This is a genomic window from Dyadobacter sp. AC419, from assembly GCF_979253085.1.
Window position 1 is genome coordinate 498,323 of sequence record NZ_CEEDCD010000027.1, and the last position, 18,157, is coordinate 516,479.

At 45.2% G+C, this 18,157-nt stretch carries 12 protein-coding genes; 2 read left to right on the forward strand and 10 right to left on the reverse strand.

Annotation, left to right across the window (positions count from 1 at the left end):
* The first annotated feature begins 12 nt into the window (after positions 1 to 12).
* Positions 13 to 858 (forward strand): carbohydrate-binding family 9-like protein, encoded by an 846-nt coding sequence (locus tag AC0IYG_RS27205; RefSeq protein WP_471714236.1) that lies wholly within the window; start codon positions 13 to 15, stop codon positions 856 to 858.
* Positions 859 to 882: 24 nt separating this feature from the next.
* On the forward strand, positions 883 to 1,812 hold the full coding sequence (locus AC0IYG_RS27210; protein ID WP_471714237.1) for a serine hydrolase: 930 nt from the start codon (positions 883 to 885) through the stop codon (positions 1,810 to 1,812).
* Positions 1,813 to 1,848: 36 nt separating this feature from the next.
* Here AC0IYG_RS27210 and AC0IYG_RS27215 read toward each other — a convergent pair whose 3' ends face one another.
* From AC0IYG_RS27215 to AC0IYG_RS27260, 10 genes are all read right to left on the reverse strand, one after another.
* Entirely contained in the window at positions 1,849 to 3,057 is a 1,209-nt protein-coding gene (locus tag AC0IYG_RS27215) for a YncE family protein (protein ID WP_471714238.1), read from the reverse strand.
* 106 nt (positions 3,058 to 3,163) lie between these two features.
* Positions 3,164 to 3,451 carry a hypothetical protein gene (locus tag AC0IYG_RS27220; protein ID WP_471714239.1) on the reverse strand — a complete coding sequence of 96 codons (288 nt, stop codon included), beginning with the start codon at positions 3,449 to 3,451 and terminating at the stop codon, positions 3,164 to 3,166.
* A 65-nt stretch (positions 3,452 to 3,516) separates the two neighbouring features.
* The gene (locus tag AC0IYG_RS27225; RefSeq protein ID WP_471714240.1) at positions 3,517 to 5,916 is read right to left on the reverse strand and encodes an ABC transporter permease; all 2,400 of its coding nucleotides are present in this window, start codon (positions 5,914 to 5,916) and stop codon (positions 3,517 to 3,519) included.
* A 156-nt stretch (positions 5,917 to 6,072) separates the two neighbouring features.
* The gene (locus AC0IYG_RS27230) at positions 6,073 to 7,575 is read right to left on the reverse strand and encodes a capsule assembly Wzi family protein (RefSeq protein ID WP_471714241.1); all 1,503 of its coding nucleotides are present in this window, start codon (positions 7,573 to 7,575) and stop codon (positions 6,073 to 6,075) included.
* A gap of 180 nt (positions 7,576 to 7,755) precedes the next feature.
* Positions 7,756 to 10,134, reverse strand: coding sequence for an FtsX-like permease family protein (locus tag AC0IYG_RS27235; protein WP_471714242.1), 2,379 nt, complete (start codon positions 10,132 to 10,134; stop codon positions 7,756 to 7,758).
* A gap of 21 nt (positions 10,135 to 10,155) precedes the next feature.
* Positions 10,156 to 12,570, reverse strand: coding sequence for an ABC transporter permease (locus tag AC0IYG_RS27240; RefSeq protein ID WP_471714243.1), 2,415 nt, complete (start codon positions 12,568 to 12,570; stop codon positions 10,156 to 10,158).
* Positions 12,571 to 12,581: 11 nt separating this feature from the next.
* Positions 12,582 to 13,097 carry an ABC transporter permease gene (locus AC0IYG_RS27245; RefSeq protein ID WP_471714244.1) on the reverse strand — a complete coding sequence of 172 codons (516 nt, stop codon included), beginning with the start codon at positions 13,095 to 13,097 and terminating at the stop codon, positions 12,582 to 12,584.
* Positions 13,078 to 14,964 carry an ABC transporter permease gene (locus AC0IYG_RS27250; protein WP_471714245.1) on the reverse strand — a complete coding sequence of 629 codons (1,887 nt, stop codon included), beginning with the start codon at positions 14,962 to 14,964 and terminating at the stop codon, positions 13,078 to 13,080. The genes AC0IYG_RS27245 and AC0IYG_RS27250 overlap by 20 nt, the downstream gene beginning before the upstream one ends.
* Positions 14,965 to 15,151: 187 nt before the next feature.
* On the reverse strand, positions 15,152 to 15,565 hold the full coding sequence (locus tag AC0IYG_RS27255) for a hypothetical protein (protein ID WP_471714246.1): 414 nt from the start codon (positions 15,563 to 15,565) through the stop codon (positions 15,152 to 15,154).
* 116 nt (positions 15,566 to 15,681) lie between these two features.
* Complete coding sequence (locus AC0IYG_RS27260; RefSeq protein ID WP_471714247.1) at positions 15,682 to 18,114, reverse strand: ABC transporter permease; 2,433 nt, start codon at positions 18,112 to 18,114, stop codon at positions 15,682 to 15,684.
* Between the last annotated feature and the right edge of the window lie 43 nt (positions 18,115 to 18,157).

An 18,157-nucleotide genomic window follows, 5' to 3' on the forward strand; every position in this document is an offset into this window, starting at 1 on the left:
CTGCTAAACCCATTGAAAAAATCAACCTTTAAAACCCTGAACCTGCTCATTCTTTTTGTCACGATCGGAGCTGTAAAAACCAGCTTTGCACAAACAGAAACACTTCCCAGAAAATACATTTGCAACAAAACCGACAAACCGATCCAAATCGACGGAAAGCTGGAAGGCGCCTGGAAGAAGGCGGACTGGACGGCGCGGTTTGTGGACATTGAAGGAGACAAAAAACCGCTTCCTTACCAGCATACACAAGCCAAAATGCTGTGGGACGACACTCATTTGTACATTGCGGCCGTGATGGAAGAGACGGATATCTGGGCATATCAGGTTAAAAAAGACCAGATTGTATATCTGGAAAATGACTTTGAAGTCTTTATTGATCCGGATGGTGATACTGAGAATTACTACGAGCTGGAAATCAATGCGGCCAACAATACATTTGACCTTTTTCTTCCCAAAACCTACAAAAAAGGAGGCCGCGCTAATCTGCGCTGGGACATTAAAGAGCTGCGATCGGCCGTTTCCATCGATGGCACAATGAATGTTTCAAAAGACAAGGACAAGCGGTGGACCCTTGAAATTGCCATTCCATTCGCATCACTTTCTACGGAAAATGTGCCTGCCATTACTCCGACCGCCGGTTCGGAATGGCGGATCAACTTCTCTCGGGTAAACTGGAATCATGAGGTTAACGAGGAAGGCAAATATGCGCGGAAGCGGAATCCGGAAACAGGCAAAGCAATGCCGGAATACAATTGGGTCTGGTCGCCGCAGGGTGTTATCAACATGCATTTTCCCGAACATTGGGGCTTTTTGCAATTCAACGACCCTAGATCCGGCAAACGAAAAATGTCGCGATAAAAACTCACTCAAATCACTCCTATCATGTTCAAATGCATTCGATTTCTCGCCTTAATCTTGCTAACAACTGCTGCCCCTGCCCAGCCGGCAGCCGTGGGAAAAACCGCTGTTGATCAGAAGCTGGTCAAAAAACTCGAAGCGGCGATGGCTGGCTTTAAAGGCGATGCGGGCATTTATGTCCGAAATCTCAAAACCAACCGCATTGCAGCCGTTCTTGCGGATTCCATTTTCCCAACAGCGAGCATGGTTAAGGTGCCGATTATGTGCGGGATTTTTGATAAAATAAATCGTGGCGAGGTCAAGTTTGACCAGGAACTGATTTACCGCGACTCTTTAAAATATGATAACGGCATCGTTGGCTCGTTTCGGGACAGCACCAAAATAGCCTTGCCAAAAGTCGTTCATCTGATGATTTCTCAGAGTGACAACACGGGAAGTTTGTGGTTGCAGGCTCTGGCCGGAGGCGGCTCAGCGATCAATGCATGGCTTGAAAACAATGGTTTTTCAAACATTAAGGTCAATTCCAGAACGCCCGGAAGGAAAGACGGACAAGCAAAATACGGCTGGGGACAAACCACGCCCCGAGAAATGGCTGAACTTGTTGCAATGATCCGCGACGGAAAGGCGATTAGCCCGGCGGCAAGTGAGCGTATGTATCGCTATCTGGGCATGCAGTTCTGGGACGGCGAAGCCATTTCGCAGGTTCCTCCACAAGTGAAAATTGCGTCAAAAACTGGCGCCGTGAATCAGGCAAGATCAGAAGTGAATGTAGTCCACGCGCCGCACGGCGATTATGTGTTTTGCATTGCCACCAAAAACCAGCAAGATCAATCCTGGCTGCAAAGCAATGAGGGGTTTGTGCTGATCCGGAAATTGTCCGCGATCATTTGGGAACATTTTGAGCCGAAAAGCAAGTGGAAACCGCAGCAAGCTTCCGATCAATTTTGGTTTTGATTACTTTCCGGACTTTCGTCCGGAAAGTAATGCACATTAATGGCTTTCGTCCGATTCAATGCCCAGCACGCTCAATCGATACGGCGTCGCAGACACTTTAATCCGCTCAACCCTTGACAGATCCGCGACATCAATGCGCAGTAATTCGCCTGTTTTAGGTTGTGTAATGTAAATAAACCGCGAAGTCGCTTCGAGTTGTGGCTTTTGCGTTTCTTCTTTGGTCGTAGCAGGAATGATGCTGCCCGTTTTCACGACTGCATTTGTTTTCAAATCGTAAATGCGCACTTCGCCGCTGTGTAGTAAAACCAAAAGATTGTTTCCGGCATAATCCACTTTCGCCTGCATAATGTCAGCATTTGCGATGATCGGCGTTACTATGTTAGCGGCAATATCAATGAGATAAGCGCCTTTTGCAGCCGTATAACCAATAAATTTCCCTGCGCCTTTCGCTTCAAGGATCGAGCCGAACCATGCGTCACCGAAGTCGGCGGGATGTGGAATAAGCCGCTGCGAACCGCCGGGCTCCACGACAAGGATTCCGCTTGCCGATCCGAATAATGACACGGCACCATTCGTCGCATTTCCATGAATACCTTTCGTCTGGATTGTGGACGCAAAAAGTGTTTTTCCAGAAGCATTAATGATCCGGACACGCTCAGGCAACGAGCCTGCAACCGATCCGTCCTTTTCTGTGATTGCATAAGTTCCGTTGTTGAACTTGGTCATAGCGCCGTGGTGCGCCACATTGCCCGTGCTAATGTTTAACATCTTGGCGCCGGCAACATGAAAGTCTGATTCTTTGGCGATTGACAGCGTTCCGTCGCCATCATTGAATGTGATAATCTCCTCTCCTTTGCTTTTGAAATGGGTTGGTTTGTTGCCAGTGCCGGTTAATGCACCGAATTTCGGCGTCCCTTTTACGTCAACGTGATCTCCGTGGCCTTCAAAACCGGTGTCGAAAATCTGCACGAAATTGTTGGCACCATTCACCAGCGCACCGAAACGCCCAGCCTGCGTTCCATACAACGCGGACTTGGGAAACTGCGCCTCGAATTTCTCAACAGACAACTTGACCGGATCTACGAGCGACAATTCCTTCGTCACTTCATCATTCACCAGGATCCGGATGAATTGGAATTCTTTGTTTGCCTCTGGCGCGACGATTTCTTCTTTGTCATTATCGCAGGATACGATTGCGAAACTTAGTGCAAGGGTGGAAAGTGTTTTTAATAAATGCTTTTTCATGAAAAAATCTTTAAATGCAACAATGATGCAAATATAGAACCAGTCGATTCAATAATGCAACAATGATGCAAATAAAGATTTTTGTAAATCTGTTCTTGTAAATTTGTTATGCCAGTGCTTCGCGCATGAGGTTACGACTTTCTTTTTTCACAAAAGTGATCGGCACAAAATCGTCATTCGGTGCGCCTATGTAATAAACGGTCCATTCCGGATCGTGATGTGAAAGCATTTCGCTGATGCAATCGGCGCGGTGCGCAACCGGGTTAGAGCAATCTTCCCAATAAAAGAGCTCAACCCGGTAAAATAAATTTTGCTTAATTCCATTGATGGTGACTTCAACTTTGATCTCCTGCTTTCCTTGAAGCGGCGGGATAGGGATGGCGATGTGGCTCATGGTTGATAATTGGGTTAAAAGTCAATTTAATGCAAGGTTAATGAGGGGAATTGATGCTGTTTGACTTACTCGCTTCGCAATGATTTAACCGGATTGGTCAATGCTGCTTTGATGCTTTGGAAACTGATCGTAAGCAATGCAACGACAATGGACAATGCTCCTGCCAGCGCGAAAACCCACCATTCAATGTCGATCCGATAAGCGAAATCTTTCAACCAGGAGCTTACTGCCCACCATGCAACGGGCGAAGCGATGAGAATAGAAGCGAGCACGAGTTTCAGAAAATCCCTGGAAAGCAGCGCAACAATGCCCGCCACGGAAGCACCCATCACCTTGCGGACACCAATTTCTTTGATCCTCCTTTCGGCTGAATAGGATGCAAGGCCAAACAAGCCGAGACAAGACACAAAAATGGCCAGCGCTGCAAGGATCCCAACAATGCTGCTCACCTGGCTGTCCGCTTTGTATAATGTTGCAAAATGATCATCCAGAAACGAATATTTGAATTCCTGGTCCGGCACGAGCGAAGTCCACGTGCCCTGAATCGCCGCGATCGCTTGCTTGGCATCTTTGCCTTTTATGCGCACAGACATTTCTTCATAACCCCAATCTTTTTGGTTAAAAAGGCAAAGCGTTTCGATTTTGTGATGCAAGGAATTGAAATTAAAATCCTGCGCTACGCCTACAATGGTGCCGGTCGAATCCATGCCTGAAAACCCGAAATGTTTCCCGATCAATGACTGAATGGTCATTTTAGGCTGATCTTTCAAAAGTTCTTTTGCCAGAGATTCATTGATGATATAGGACTTGGCATTGTCAGCCGCATCGTCCCTGAAGTTGCGACCGGCGATGATTTTGATTTTATACAAAGACAAATAATCCGGATCAACGACAACCTGAGATGAGGCAATCTCTTTAATAGGCCCGTCGCCGTGAAATGTGACGCCTGTTTGGTGCAGATTATTCCCTAACCGCTGCTGAGATCCCGTGACGCCGGCAACAAATGAGCTCGATAAAAGCTCTTGCTTAATTGCTTGATATTTAGGCCCTGACTTGGAATCAAGCGGAATAATGAGAACCTGTTCCTTATCAAAACCCGGATCTTTTTGCTCCATATAACGCAGCTGTTTAACGGCAAAGCCTGTGGCAATGATCAGAAAAACAGCGCTGGAAAACTGGACAATAACGAGCGCATTCCGAAAACCGCTTTTGCCTGTGCGAATGGCGCCTTTTAAAACCTTAATAGGCTGAAATGCAGACAGAAACGCTGCCGGATACAAACCTGAAAATATGCCGATAATGATTGTTCCGCCCAAAATTCCCAACAGAAGTCCTGGTCTGCTGAAAAGCGAGAAATCGAGTTCGCGCTGACTGAAATTATTAACGGAAGAAAGCAGCAGCTTGACCATTGCGACAGCCAAAATGAGCGCTATAAGCGCTAGCAAAACGGACTCACCAATGAACTGCCCGGCGAGCTGAAACCGTTGCGCACCAATGGCTTTTCTGATGCCCACTTCCTTTGCACGGCCTGTGGAGCGCGCCGTAGACAAGTTCATAAAATTGACACAAGCAATGATGAGCACAATGATTGCGATCACAGAGAAAATGTATGTGTAACTTCTGTCAAATTTTTGGAAATTGATATAGTCGTGGGTGATTTCGGTTGACTTGGCGTGCACGTCGCCCAGGGGTTGCAGAAACAATTCGTAGTTAGCCGCACCTTCCTTGGACATGTGCCGGCCGAGATAGGCAGGAAATTTCTTTTCTAATGCCGAAGTGCTGGTTCCAGGCGCCAGTTCGAGGTAAGTTACCAGCCAGTTGCCGCCCCAATTGTTTATATAATCCGGCCGCGTAATGGTGCTGAACGAGAACAGCGCATCGAATTGCAGGTGTGAGTTGGCCGGCACATTGCGCATAATCCCGGTTACTTTAAATGTCAGCGTGTCCTCGCCATAATGTATGACCGTTTTTCCAATTGGGTTTTCTTTTCCAAAGATGCTTGCAGCGCTTTTTTCAGAAAGGACGACTGCATTCGGATCTTTTAAAACGCTCCCTTTTTGTCCTTCCAGCAGCTCGTAGTCAAACATTTGAAAGAAATTGGGATCCACCCACAATGCTTTTGGCAACTCCGCTTTCTTATCTTGATAAAGTAAAGGAACGCGTTCAAAATTCCGGATCCTGACAAAATTTTTAATCTCAGGAAATTCATTTTTCAATGTCGGGCCCATGGGAAACATGGACAGCGCTACTTTTTGCGGCGCAACCATGCCTTTGAATTTCTGGACTTCATCCAGCCTGTAAATGTTTTTGGAGTGAATTTTATCAAAGCTCTTTTCGTAAAAAACAAAAAGCATAATCAGAATGCATGACGCCATTCCGATTGCGAGCCCGACAATGTTGATCCCGGAAAAAACTTTGTTTTTCCAGATATTGCGAAAAGCAACTTTCAGGTAGTTTTTGAACATATATCAGGATGGAGAATGGATGGAAATCAGCATTAACAATTTTATGCCAACAAAAACAACATCCTGATAGTCAATTTATTAAACGGCTAAAAACAAACAAAGTTGTCCGAAAACGGACAACTTTGTTCGGCTATGGACAGCTTTATTTTCAGTTGCTTACCAGCTCTTTCTGATGCCGATATAACCGCTTGCGGAATGGACGAAAATGTCGCCATTATCCAGAGCAAACCGCACGATCAAACTGGTTCTTTTAATCGATGGCAAATCGTATTGCGCCCCTAGTAATGTCGATAATTGGCCGCGAACAGGGATTATAGGCTCGCCCGGAATGCCAAAATTACGGCTATAAGATGCCCGCAAAGTCATAGAAAGTGCATTTCGCCATTTTCCCTGTGCGCCTACATACCAAACGTTCACACGATTGCTTGGAAAATATCTGCCACTGAATGGCTTAGACTTATCCATGTCCCGGCCCGGCACAATGAACGGCGTCCCGACCGTGCGATTCTGATAAGACCAGCCTTCGGCATATTGAGAATGGTTAAAATAGTTATCCGCGCCTTGATATGTGCTTCCCGGAATGTAAAATGTAGATCCGGACTGGTCTTTGGTCGATAAAAATTCAAGTGTAACGTGCGTAAAGACAAACCCCGCATCACTTCCCAAACGGTTCATTTTCAGATTAATGCCGTACAATCCATCGGGTATATTCTTGAAGAGCATACTCGACACGTCTTCAAATGGGTGCTGATGATAGATGAAGAGCTTTTTATCATCCAGTTTGGTTTCAAAAGCAAAATCATAACTGCCCAAATGGTTACCAAGCCGATAACTGTCAAAAGCGCCGTAACCATTCTTTTCAAACCAGTTTTTGGACGTGTAAGCCAATACAACATTGGGATAAAATTTCCAGGCTGACGGCAATTTGCCATTTAAAGCAAGCTCAGGGTGTTTTTTCAGTTCTTCCGAATGTCCCGCCCAAAGCACATTATGGTTAAGCCCAAAGTAAAATTTGCTTTTTGATTGCGGTTTGCCCAGTCTGAAATACAGAAATTTCTGGTGCAGCCTTATTCCCTGAATGTAGTCAGCATTGAACCAGCCGTGCGCGAAACCAGCGTGAATGGCCAGGAAATTTTTAGTAAATTTCAGCGGCACAAAGGTTACCGTCCCGATCTGCACTTTTGGAATAGGAAGTGAGTTGCCTGATCCGGCATAAAATCCGGAAGAGAGCGTCGTGTCTCCCAATCCCATCACTTCCCTCCTACGGCCTGCGTAAATTTCCAACATTTTATAACGCGCCTTCACATGCGCTTCTGGGAGCAGCACTTTAAACTGATCGTTACCATTATACGTCAGCACAGGATTGACGGCAAATCCCCAGTCCGTCTTTTTTCTGCGGTTGGTGAGTGTGTCGAAGAACACGTAAGGTTTCCATGCGCTCGCTTGCAATTGTCCGGCTGGCGTGGTTCCCGGAACAATGCCAAACTGATTGGTCCGCAACCAAAATGGAGTTGTTTTGGGAGAAGAAATATAAGCTCCCGTTTCTAATGCAGCATGAACATCGGAGACCAAACTGCTTCCCTCCTGTGCCTGAACGGACAGGGAAAGGAGCAAACAAAACCAAGCACTAATGTAAAAAATCGGTCTTAACCTGAACATAATGCACTTTTATGAAGGATCTGTGTGCAAGATAAAGACCTTTGTACAAAGTTTTTTCAACCCATTATTGTATTTCAAAGATTTTTAGAAAACGGTTGACATCCGCTTAGCAGGCTTGTTGCTGGATTCTGTTATGCCCGTATAATGCTTTCAAAAACGATTGCGGGCAAAGCGGAATGTTTACTGCAACGTTTTGACAGGATTTGCCAGCGCGGCTTTAACAGATTGGTAACCAACGGTAAGAAATGCAATGAAAATTGCCAGCAATGCGGATGCAGCGAAAATCCACCAGTCGATGCTGATGCGATAGGCAAAATCTTGCAGCCAGCGATGCATGAAATAATATGAAACCGGGCTGGCGATCACGATCGCTATGATAACTAATCTCAGAAAATCTGTTGATAACAAAGCAGTTATGCTTGCTACGGATGCACCCAACACTTTGCGTATGCCAATCTCTTTTGTGCGCTGCTCGATGGAAAAAAGGGCGAGGCCAAACAAACCGAGGCAGGACAAAAACACAGACAAAAGGGCAAATAACGAGGTCAGATTGGAAGCAAGCTCTTCTCTTTTATAAAAACCTGCGATCTCTTCGTCGTAAAAATTATATTGGAACACATATTCCGGAAATTGTTTTTGCCAGACATTCATAATGTCATTGATCGTGGACGAACCGATATTTTGCAACTTAATTCCGGCACTGCGGTAAAGTCGACGCGAGGAATAAATGACCGTAGGCTCGATGGCTGAATAAAGGTCTGCATTGTTAAAATCGGAAAGCACGCCGACGATTATGCCGGTTTTATTGTCCATATCGCCCACGGTTAACCGCTTATTCAAAGCTTCATCCGGTGATTTCAGGCCGAGCGCTTTTACAAGTTTGCTGTTGACGAGCAGCTCTCGAAGCGTGTCCGATTTCACTGGTGCGCGGCCGGCGAGCAATTTCAACCCATAAGTGCGCACGTAATTATCGTCAGCAACTCTTGATCTTGCTACAAACTTTTCCCAATCGCGATTTTCAAACTTAATGCTGCCACCATTTCCTGCCTGCGAAGATGGCGGATTTCTGAAAAAAGAAATACTTGCGACTTCCTTAATGCGTGGGATTTCATTGCGAAGCGCCTCAATTTTTCCGGTTTCAGCATCGGGCAGATTGACGTGCAAAATAAGGTCCTTATTTAGTCCCAAATCCTTATTCTTCAAATAACGCGATTGCAAAATGATTACCATTGAAACGGCAATTAAAACAAAGGAGATGCTGAATTGAGCGACAACAAGCCCTTTCCTGACAGAAAAAGCACCACGTTCACTGTTCATTGCAAGCCCTTTAATTGCCCTGACCGGATTGAGATTCGAAATAACCAACGCGGGATAAATTCCTGCTACGCAGACAACAAAGAACAGCAAAAGCACACTGAACGCAAGCAATTTAAAATCGGAAAACGCATTTATCTCTAAGTTGATTTCCAGCCAGTTACTAAGCATCGGAACCAGCACTTTTGCGAGCAGCACGGATAAAAGAAATGATGTAACTGTGAACAAAGCCGCTTCGTGGATGAAGAGCCAGAAAACCTGCCATTGCGACACGCCCAGGACTTTCCTTATCCCAACTTCCTTGCTCCTCTTGAAAGACTGCGCAGTCGATATGTTAATAAAATTGAAGCACGCGATCAGAATCAGCAGTAAGCCGACTGTGGCCAGCATGATGATCGTATAATATTTGATCTTGCCGCCGTAGGCAATGTTAAAGTGAATGTCTGAAAGCGGTTGCAGGTGATAGCGAAAAATGTTGTTATCGGGTCCGTGGATTTTTTTGGCAAAAGCGATCAGCTGATTTTCAATAACTTTCTGATCCTCGGCTGTCCGCAAGCTCACAAATGTTTCGCGGTTGCTGTCTATCCATGTCCAGTCTTCATATCCATATTCAGGAACCAGTTTCTTTAATGTTGGCAGCGAAACGAACACATCTTTTTTGAAATCCGTTTGCTCGGTAATATCCTTTATCACACCACCGACGGTTGCGTTTTCAGCATTGTTAAGCCGGATAAGACGGCCTATGGGATTGGACTTTCCAAAATATTTTTGCGCATATTGCTCCGTGATAATCACCTGATTGGGCAGGTCCAAAACCGCTGCATTGCCTGCAAGAAATTGATAATCGAATATTTTAAAGAACTCGGAATCTGTAAAGGCGGCTGATGATTTTTCAAAAAACTTCTTTGACTCCTTAGCTTGATCAATGCTGATTGTCAACTCGCGATCCGCGAGATAGGCTGCGTGCGTAACATTGGCAAACTCTTTTCTGAGCGTCGTGTGCAAAGGAAAAGACGAGCCTCTTTCGTGCTCAACAGAACCGTCTTCGAGATGCAGGTCAACGACCATGCGGAAGATTTTATCCGCATTTTTGTGATGCCGGTCCACGCCAAGATGATAACTTACCAGCTGGAAAATAATGATTGCGCCAGCCATCCCAATGCCCAGCCCAACAATGTTGATTCCCGAATAAAGCTTGTTTTTCAACAAGTTCCGCAATGCGATTTTGAAGTAATTTCTAAGCATAAAGCCGACAATTGATTATCCTTAATCCGTCTTCAAACTCTTAATCGGGTTCCTTAATGCTGCTTTGACACTTTCATAACTAACGGTAAGCAATGCAACACTTACTGCCAAAAGCCCTGCAAGCACAAAAACCGACCAGTGAATGTCAGTTTTATAAGCAAAATCGGCCAGCCATTGATTCATGCCATACCAGGCGAGTGGCGTTGCGATGAGGATTGCGACAATGATCAGGCGCACGAAATCTTTTGAAAGCAAAGCAACAATGCTAAAAACAGAAGCGCCAAGCACTTTTCTGACACCAATTTCTTTCGTCCGTTGAATGGTTGTGAACGCGGCCAGGCCAAAAAGTCCGAGACAAGCGATTATGACCGCCAATGTCGCAAAAACCCCAAACAGCTGCCCTACTCGCTGTTCGGACTGATACATTTGGTTAAAACGCTCGTCCAGAAATGAATAGGAAAATGGATTGTCAGTTTGCGCCTTCCAGTTTTTTTCAATGACTTTTAACAAACCGGGAATGTCAGCTGTTTTGATCTGCAATGCCATTTGATAATTGTCCTCGCCATAGTAAATCACGAGCGGCGCAATGGTCTCATGCATGGATTTAAAGTGAAAATCCTTGATGACGCCCACCACAGTGAATTTTCGTTTGCTTTCTGGCGTCCCATTGCCAATTGTGGCAATGCGCTGACCAATCGGGTTCGTCCAGCCAAATTGCTTCACGGCAGCTTCATTAATAAGCACGGATACGCTATCCGACGCAAATGTTTTCGAAAAGTTGCGTCCAGCACTTAATTTGATTCCAAGCGTTTTAAGATAGTTTTCGTCGATTTGATAAGTTTTAATGCGTGACGGCGTGATGCTGTTGTCTGCATTCTCAGGAAGAAAACCGTCGACACCATTATTGGAATCTCCGGCAGGCATGTAACCGGCCATTGTTACATCCCCAACTTGCGAAAGCCCTTCCAGTTCGGATTTAAATGCTTTCGCTTTGTCGCCAAGCAAATAAGTGTCTTGCAAGATCAAAACCTGATCTTTTTTGAAACCAACTTCTTTATTTTGAATAAACTGTAGTTGCTGATAAACCACCATTGTTCCGACAATCATGGCAATGGAAACCACAAACTGAATGGTAACCAACGTGTTGCGAAGCCAACCGCTTTTTACACTCTGCACTTTGCCTTTCAGCACGGCGATCGGTTGGAAGGCGGAAAGGAAAAATGCAGGATAACTTCCTGCAAGCACACCCACAATAAGGCAACCCAGAAATGCAGTAGAAACCGTGCGAATGTTCAGGACTGTTTCCAGGCTGAATTGCTTGCCCGCCAGCTGGTTAAAGTTGGGTAAAATCAGCATTACCAAAATGAGGGCGATGATGAAAGCAAAGAAAGTCAGCAGCACCGACTCAGTCAGGAATTGGCGGACTAACTGCTGTTGCACAGAACCAAGCACTTTCCGAACGCCCACTTCCTTGGCACGACCAGCGGATCCGGCTGTGGACAGATTCATAAAATTGATGCAGGCAATGAGCAGAATAAATGCTGCGATCACTGAAAAGATGTAAACGTATTTAATGTTTCCATTGGCTTCCAGCTCATTTTCAAGATTAGAATGCAAATGAATGTCTGTAACCGGTTGGAATTGGAAGCTGAAACTGTCGCCTTTTTTCAAATATTCTTCATAACTCATGCCCAGAAACTCCTTGATCTCCGGGCCAATGTAGTTTTTTACAATTTCACCGCTTTTCGCGGCAAGCTGTTGCGGGGTAAAATCTTTCCGCAACAACAAATAAGTGTTAGCGCCACTGGAAAGCCATTTTTCACCCAATTGCACGGAGCTCATCGAGGCAAAAAAACCAAAATGAAAGTGCGCATTGGAAGGAACATCTTTCGCGACGCCTGTTACTTGGAATAATCCGCGCGTCCCCAGTGTCAGGCTTTTTCCGATTGGATCGGTGGCGCCAAAATATTTCCTTGCAGTAGTTTCCGTGATAACAACGGTTCTTGGCTCAGCAACGGCTTTCTCAACGCTTCCTTCGACCAACGGAAGAGTGAAGACTTTGAAAAAATTGGAATCTACAAATGCTACACCATCCTCTTTGAACTGCTCGTTGCCATATTTAACTACAAATGTGCCCTCTCTGAAAATCCGTGTGAATGCTTCCACGCCAGGATAATCCTTTTTCAGTGCAGGGCCAGCCGGGGCCGGAGCAACCGCAATGTTGAGCTCCTTACCGCCCAGACTTCCGTGCATCGTCATCCTGACGAGGCGGTCCGCGTTTTCATTGAAACGATCGTAACTCAGCTCGTGCTGTACAAACAGCATAATGAGCATACAAGTCGACAACCCAATGGCCAGGCCAAAGATATTGATGGCCGAAAAAGCCTTTTTATTCCTAAGGCTGCGCCACGCGATTTTGAGATTGTTCCTGAACATAAGTTTGGGCTTTATTCGCTTCTGAGGCTTTTTACCGGGTTCATCAATGCAGCGCGTATACTTTGGAAACTGACTGTTGCAAACGCAATTGCTGCGGATAAAAATGCAGCAACGGCGAAGATCCACCAGTAAATGTCTGTCTTGTAAGCAAAGTTATCCAGCCAGCGATACATTCCGTAATACGCTATGGGTGAAGCGATAACGAACGCGATTAACACCAGTTTCAGGAAATCTTTTGACAAAAGCCCGACAATGCTGCCCGTTGATGCACCCATCACTTTGCGGACGCCAATTTCTTTCGTGCGCTGCATTGTGCTGTAAGATGCCAGTCCAAGCAGGCCGAGGCACGAGATGAAAATGGCAAGGATTGCGAAGTTAAAAAATAGCTTTTCGAAACGTTCTTCGCTTCTGTACTGGCGGTCGAAAAACTCGTCCATAAAATAATAACTGAACGGTCGTTCCGGTAAGATCACTTTCCACTTTTGCTCAATGGCTGCAACGGCTTCCTTAATGTTGCCGCCGATCAATTTTAATAGACACAAGCTCACTTCCACCGGGCTCAATGCGCATGGTAAGCGGTTTAATTTTTTCCTGCAATGACCGGAAATGGAAATCTTTGATCACACCGACGATTTTACCCTCACGACCCCATTGCTTAAACCTGCGCCCGATTGCTTGCTCAGGTGAGCTGTAACCGAAAAGCTTCACCGCAGCTTCATTGACCACCATGGCTTGCGTCGTATCCGTGCCAAACTCCCGTGAAAAAGGTCGGCCGGCAGCCATTTTCAATCCAAATTGCGGGATAAAATCGAAGTCGACAAAGTAGAGGTCCAGATTGGCGATTTGCAAGTCACCGCTTTTGTTTTCAATTTCGGAATAAGCTCCCGGATTGCCGCTTCCGGGCACGCTTGATGAAGCCGCAGTTGATTTTACGCCCGTAATGTCAGCCAGCGATTGTTTAAATGCATCTTTTTTCGGATCACCCTGCGAGTTCACGATCATCATCTGATCTTTGCTGAAACCCAGGTCGCGGTTGCGCATAAAATCCATCTGAATGTAAACGACGATCGTCGCGATAATCAATGCAATAGAAATGGCGAATTGGATGGTTACCAATGATTTTCTTAACAAAATCCCTTTCACACTGGTTGTAAAACGGCCTTTTAACACCACAACAGGCTCAAATGAAGACAGCACCAAAGCGGGATAAGTGCCTGCAATAATGCCGATTAATATAGCCGCAATGAACATGCCGCCTACAAATGGAAGGTTATCAAATATGCCGGTGCTGATTATTTTTCCGGAAAGATTATTGAACAACGGGATTAAAGCTGCTGTTAGGACAATGGCAAATACAAATGCAATCATGCATATCAGAATGGATTCGCTGATGAATTGTCTGGCTACGAGCATTTTAGGAGCTCCCACAACTTTCCTTATGCCCACTTCTTTCGCGCGCTCGACCGAACGTGCTGTGGTGAGATTTACAAAATTAATGCAGGCAATAAGCAGGATGAAAATTGCGACAACGGAGAACACATATACGTTGTTCATGCTCCCCGATTCCTGCGTATCGCGCGTCGATCTGAGATAGACATCGCGCAGCGGTTCCAGGAACAATGTATAGAACATTTGCGACTCCTTCATGGTTTTTCCTGCGCGTCTTTCAAGAAAAGCCGGAAACTTTTTTTCAAGTCCTGCCGCGGTTGTGCCTGGCTTTAAAAGCAAGTAAGTCATGGCACCAAAGTTGCCCCACTGCTCATCCAGGCCTTTATTGAAGCGTTGCGTCATGGTGGTCATCGACACGATCATATCGCCTTTGATCTGAGAATTTTCAGGAATGTCCTTGATTACTCCCGTTACTTTTGCTGGTAATCCCTCGCCGGATAAAAGCAATGTCTGCCCGATCGGGTCGGCGTTTTCAAAGTATTTTTTTGCAGCCGTTTCTGTAAAAACAATGCTTAACTGATCTTTTAATGCTGTTTTTGGATCTCCTTTAATTAGGTTAAAGTCGAAAACCTGGAAAAGTGAGGAGTCAGCAAAAAGCGTTTTCTCTTCCTGAAATTTGATGTCACCTTTTCTTACCAAAAAACTGCCGCTGCTCACCCGCGTAAACGCTTCCACTTCCGGAAAATCACTTTTAATGTTAGGAGCAAATGCCCAGGAAGTTATGCCTGCATTGATGATTTCGGAAGGCGTTTTGATGTCTGTTACTAACCTATAAATGCGGTCGGCTTTTGTATTAAAAGCGTCGTAACTGAGCTCAAAATGAACGTATAGCGAGATCAGAAAGCATGCGGACATCCCAACGGTCAGTCCCATAACATTGATGAAAGAAAAGATTTTGTGTTTCCACAAATTGCGGATGGCAATTTTCAGATAGTTTTTTAACATGGCGAGGCTGCAAGGATTGTTGGTTAACGTGTATCTATGGCATGCAGAGGCAATTTTAAAACTAATATGCCAAGTCCGATATGGGCAGCAAATTACCTTTAAATCAATAAGTTACAGCCGAATAATAAAAAGCCAGTTGTCCGAAATCGAACAACTGGCTTTTTAACTGAACATTCAGAATAACGAATCAAATATTTTCAAATGCGATCTCCTGGCCATAAACGACAGAATTGTCTTCCATAATAGCATAAGCTCTGTAGTATAAAAACGGCCCGCACGTATTGCTGACGCTGTTTAGCAGGGTTCTTTTGCCTGGCAAGAACGGCATTGGAAAGATTTGCTTATAATCGGTTCCTACAACCGGGTTGCCTACGCGCGGATTTCCCGTTCCCTGCATGTTGTAAACCATCCCATATTCTTTCACAGGAATCGTCCCGACATCCTTAATGTCCAGATTGAAAGTGACACTGCATTTCCAGACACCAGATGTAATGTTAAGCGTTTCTAATTGAGGCGGAGTGCCCGGGAGGTCATGATCCACGCAGGCATTTGCAAACAACGACAACAGCATTACGGAGAAATAATAGAGCTTGCGGCGCATATGAATAGTAGTTTGAGGTGACTAACTATAACTAAGCAGTAGCAAATATTACAAAATTTCCTTTGAAATATCAAACTAAATGCCTGATTACCAATTATTCCCTCAAACGAGGCCTATCACTCACTTTTCAGAGATTTCACCGGGTTCATTAATGCTGCTTTGATGCTTTGAAAACTTACGGTTGTGAAAGCAATCACTATGGCAAGCACCGCACTAATGGCGAACATCCACCAGCTGATCGCAATTTTATATTCAAAATCTTGCAGCCATTTATCCATAAAATACCAGGCAACGGGTGACGCAAGCACAATGGCAATGAACACGAGCATTAAAAAGTCTTTCGATAACAAGCCGACAATGCTGGAAACCGAAGCACCAAGCACTTTTCGGACACCGATTTCTTTCATGCGCTGCTGCGCCATAAATGTGGCCAGACCGAATAATCCGAGGCAGGCAATAAAGATCGAAAGTCCGGCGAAGATCTGGTAAAGCAGGCTCAGCTGGCGCTCCTGGTTGTAAAACTCTTCAATAGTCTGGTCGAAAAATTGTCCTTGTAAAGTCACTTCCGGAAAAACTCGTGCATAGGTTTTTTCAATTTCGGCTACGGCCCGGGACACATTCTTTGTCTCTATCTTGATCCCCGCAAACCAGTAATATTCCGGCATAGGCTGGATTATAATCGGCTTGGCTGCTTCACGCGCAGAATTGGCTTTAAAATCCTTCACCACACCCACGATAGGCTGCCATTTGCCGCGGCCAATGCTGATGTTTTTACCAATGGCGTCCTCCGCATTCTTCAAGCCGACTTTGCGAAGGAATGTTTCATTGACCACACAAGATCCAATAGAATCACCTTTTACGTAAGGCCCGCCGGCTGCAAATTCCAGTCCGTAAGTTTTGAAATAATGCTCGTCTGCAAATTTGTTAAACAACTGAAAGTCTTCATCTTTCCCCCTGTTATCGAATGCAAAATTGCCTGACCAGTTGTTATCAGAAGACGGAGCGTCGGACGAAAAACTTGCTGATGCGATGTCCGGATTTTGCAAAATCTCATTCCGAAATGTCTCGAACCGGCTCTTATATGCTTCATCCAGATTGACGGAATAAACGCCTTCCTTCACAAAACCAAGATCCAGATTACTAATGTATTTCATCTGCATAATGGTCACAATGGTGCCTACAACCAAGATCTGAGAAATCCCGAATTGCACGATAATAAGCGTTTTTTGCAAAGAAATTCCGGCCAATGACCGGTTTGCAATTTTACTTTTAATGGCTTCGATGGGCCTGAAACCTGACATGACAACCGCAGGATAAAAGCCAGCTACAAAGCTGACCACAATCGCAAGCCCGGCAATGAAGAACCAGATCTTTGGATTCTGAACAACGGGAAGTTCGGCGGGAACACGCGAAATTTTACCTAACAGCGGCATGCTTAGCATGGCGATGACGACGCCTATCACCACCGCAAAGCCAACAATGAGGACGGTTTCACTTAAAAACTGCCGCATAAGTTCAGCACGACCGCTTCCAAGCACTTTTCGCACGCCAACTTCTTTGGAACGCCGTACAGACTGCACCGTGGCAAGGTTTATAAAATTGATGCAAGCCATTGAAATGATCAGAATGCCGATTACGACCAATGTCCAAAGCACTTTTTTGTCGATAACGTGATTCGAATAATTGGGAAGCCGGCTGTCGTAATGCTGATTGGCGAGCGGGCTCAGGAAATGCGTTATCTTGAAATTATCTGCTTTGCTATTATAATGTTTGGAAACGAATTTGACCAAAAGCTTATCAATGCTGGCAGGCGTAACATTATCGGGCAAAAGCACAAACATTTGATCGCTGCTGCTCGTGCCTCCCCAGCTTTCGAAACCTCCAAAACCGAATGCCATTGGCTGCTGCCTTTTTGATTCATAGGAGATTACAATGTCGGTTGGAAAGTCGGTGTTTAAAGGCGGGTTAACCAGGATGCCTCCAACTTTCATCACCGTCTTATTGTTGATTTTCACAAACTGCCCTACGGCTTCCTGCCAGTTACCAAAATATTTTTCAGCTTTCCTTTGTGACAGCACGATTACGTTGGGATCTTTCAGCACCGCTTTTGAGCCTGCTAAAAATGTAAAGTCGAAGATTTCGAAAAACTCGGGAACGGTGAGCAAACCTTCATCGTCCTCATAAAACTTCTTATCGGAAGCCTGACTTTTGGCATCTCGTCCGAGCACTGTTATCTGCGGATCCAGCGTGCCGTAAATGGGGACTATTATTTCAAATTGCGGAATATCGACTTTCAACGCGGCGTAGAAAGGAAGCGGAGTGCCGGGCGTAAAATCGGTTTGCCCGGTCGGATAATCCGTTTTTCTGATAATGCGGTAAATGCGATCAGATTTGCTGTGAAATTTATCAAATCCGGACTCATACGAATAGACCACATAAAGCAACAGACAGGCCGCAACACCAACCGAAAGGCCCATTAAATTCAGGATCGAATAATTGCGGTAACGCATAATGGTCCGCAAAGCGATTTTGAGATGGTTTTTAAACATGGTTCGAGAAATGGCTTTCAGCGATCGGCTGTGAGCCCTTTTA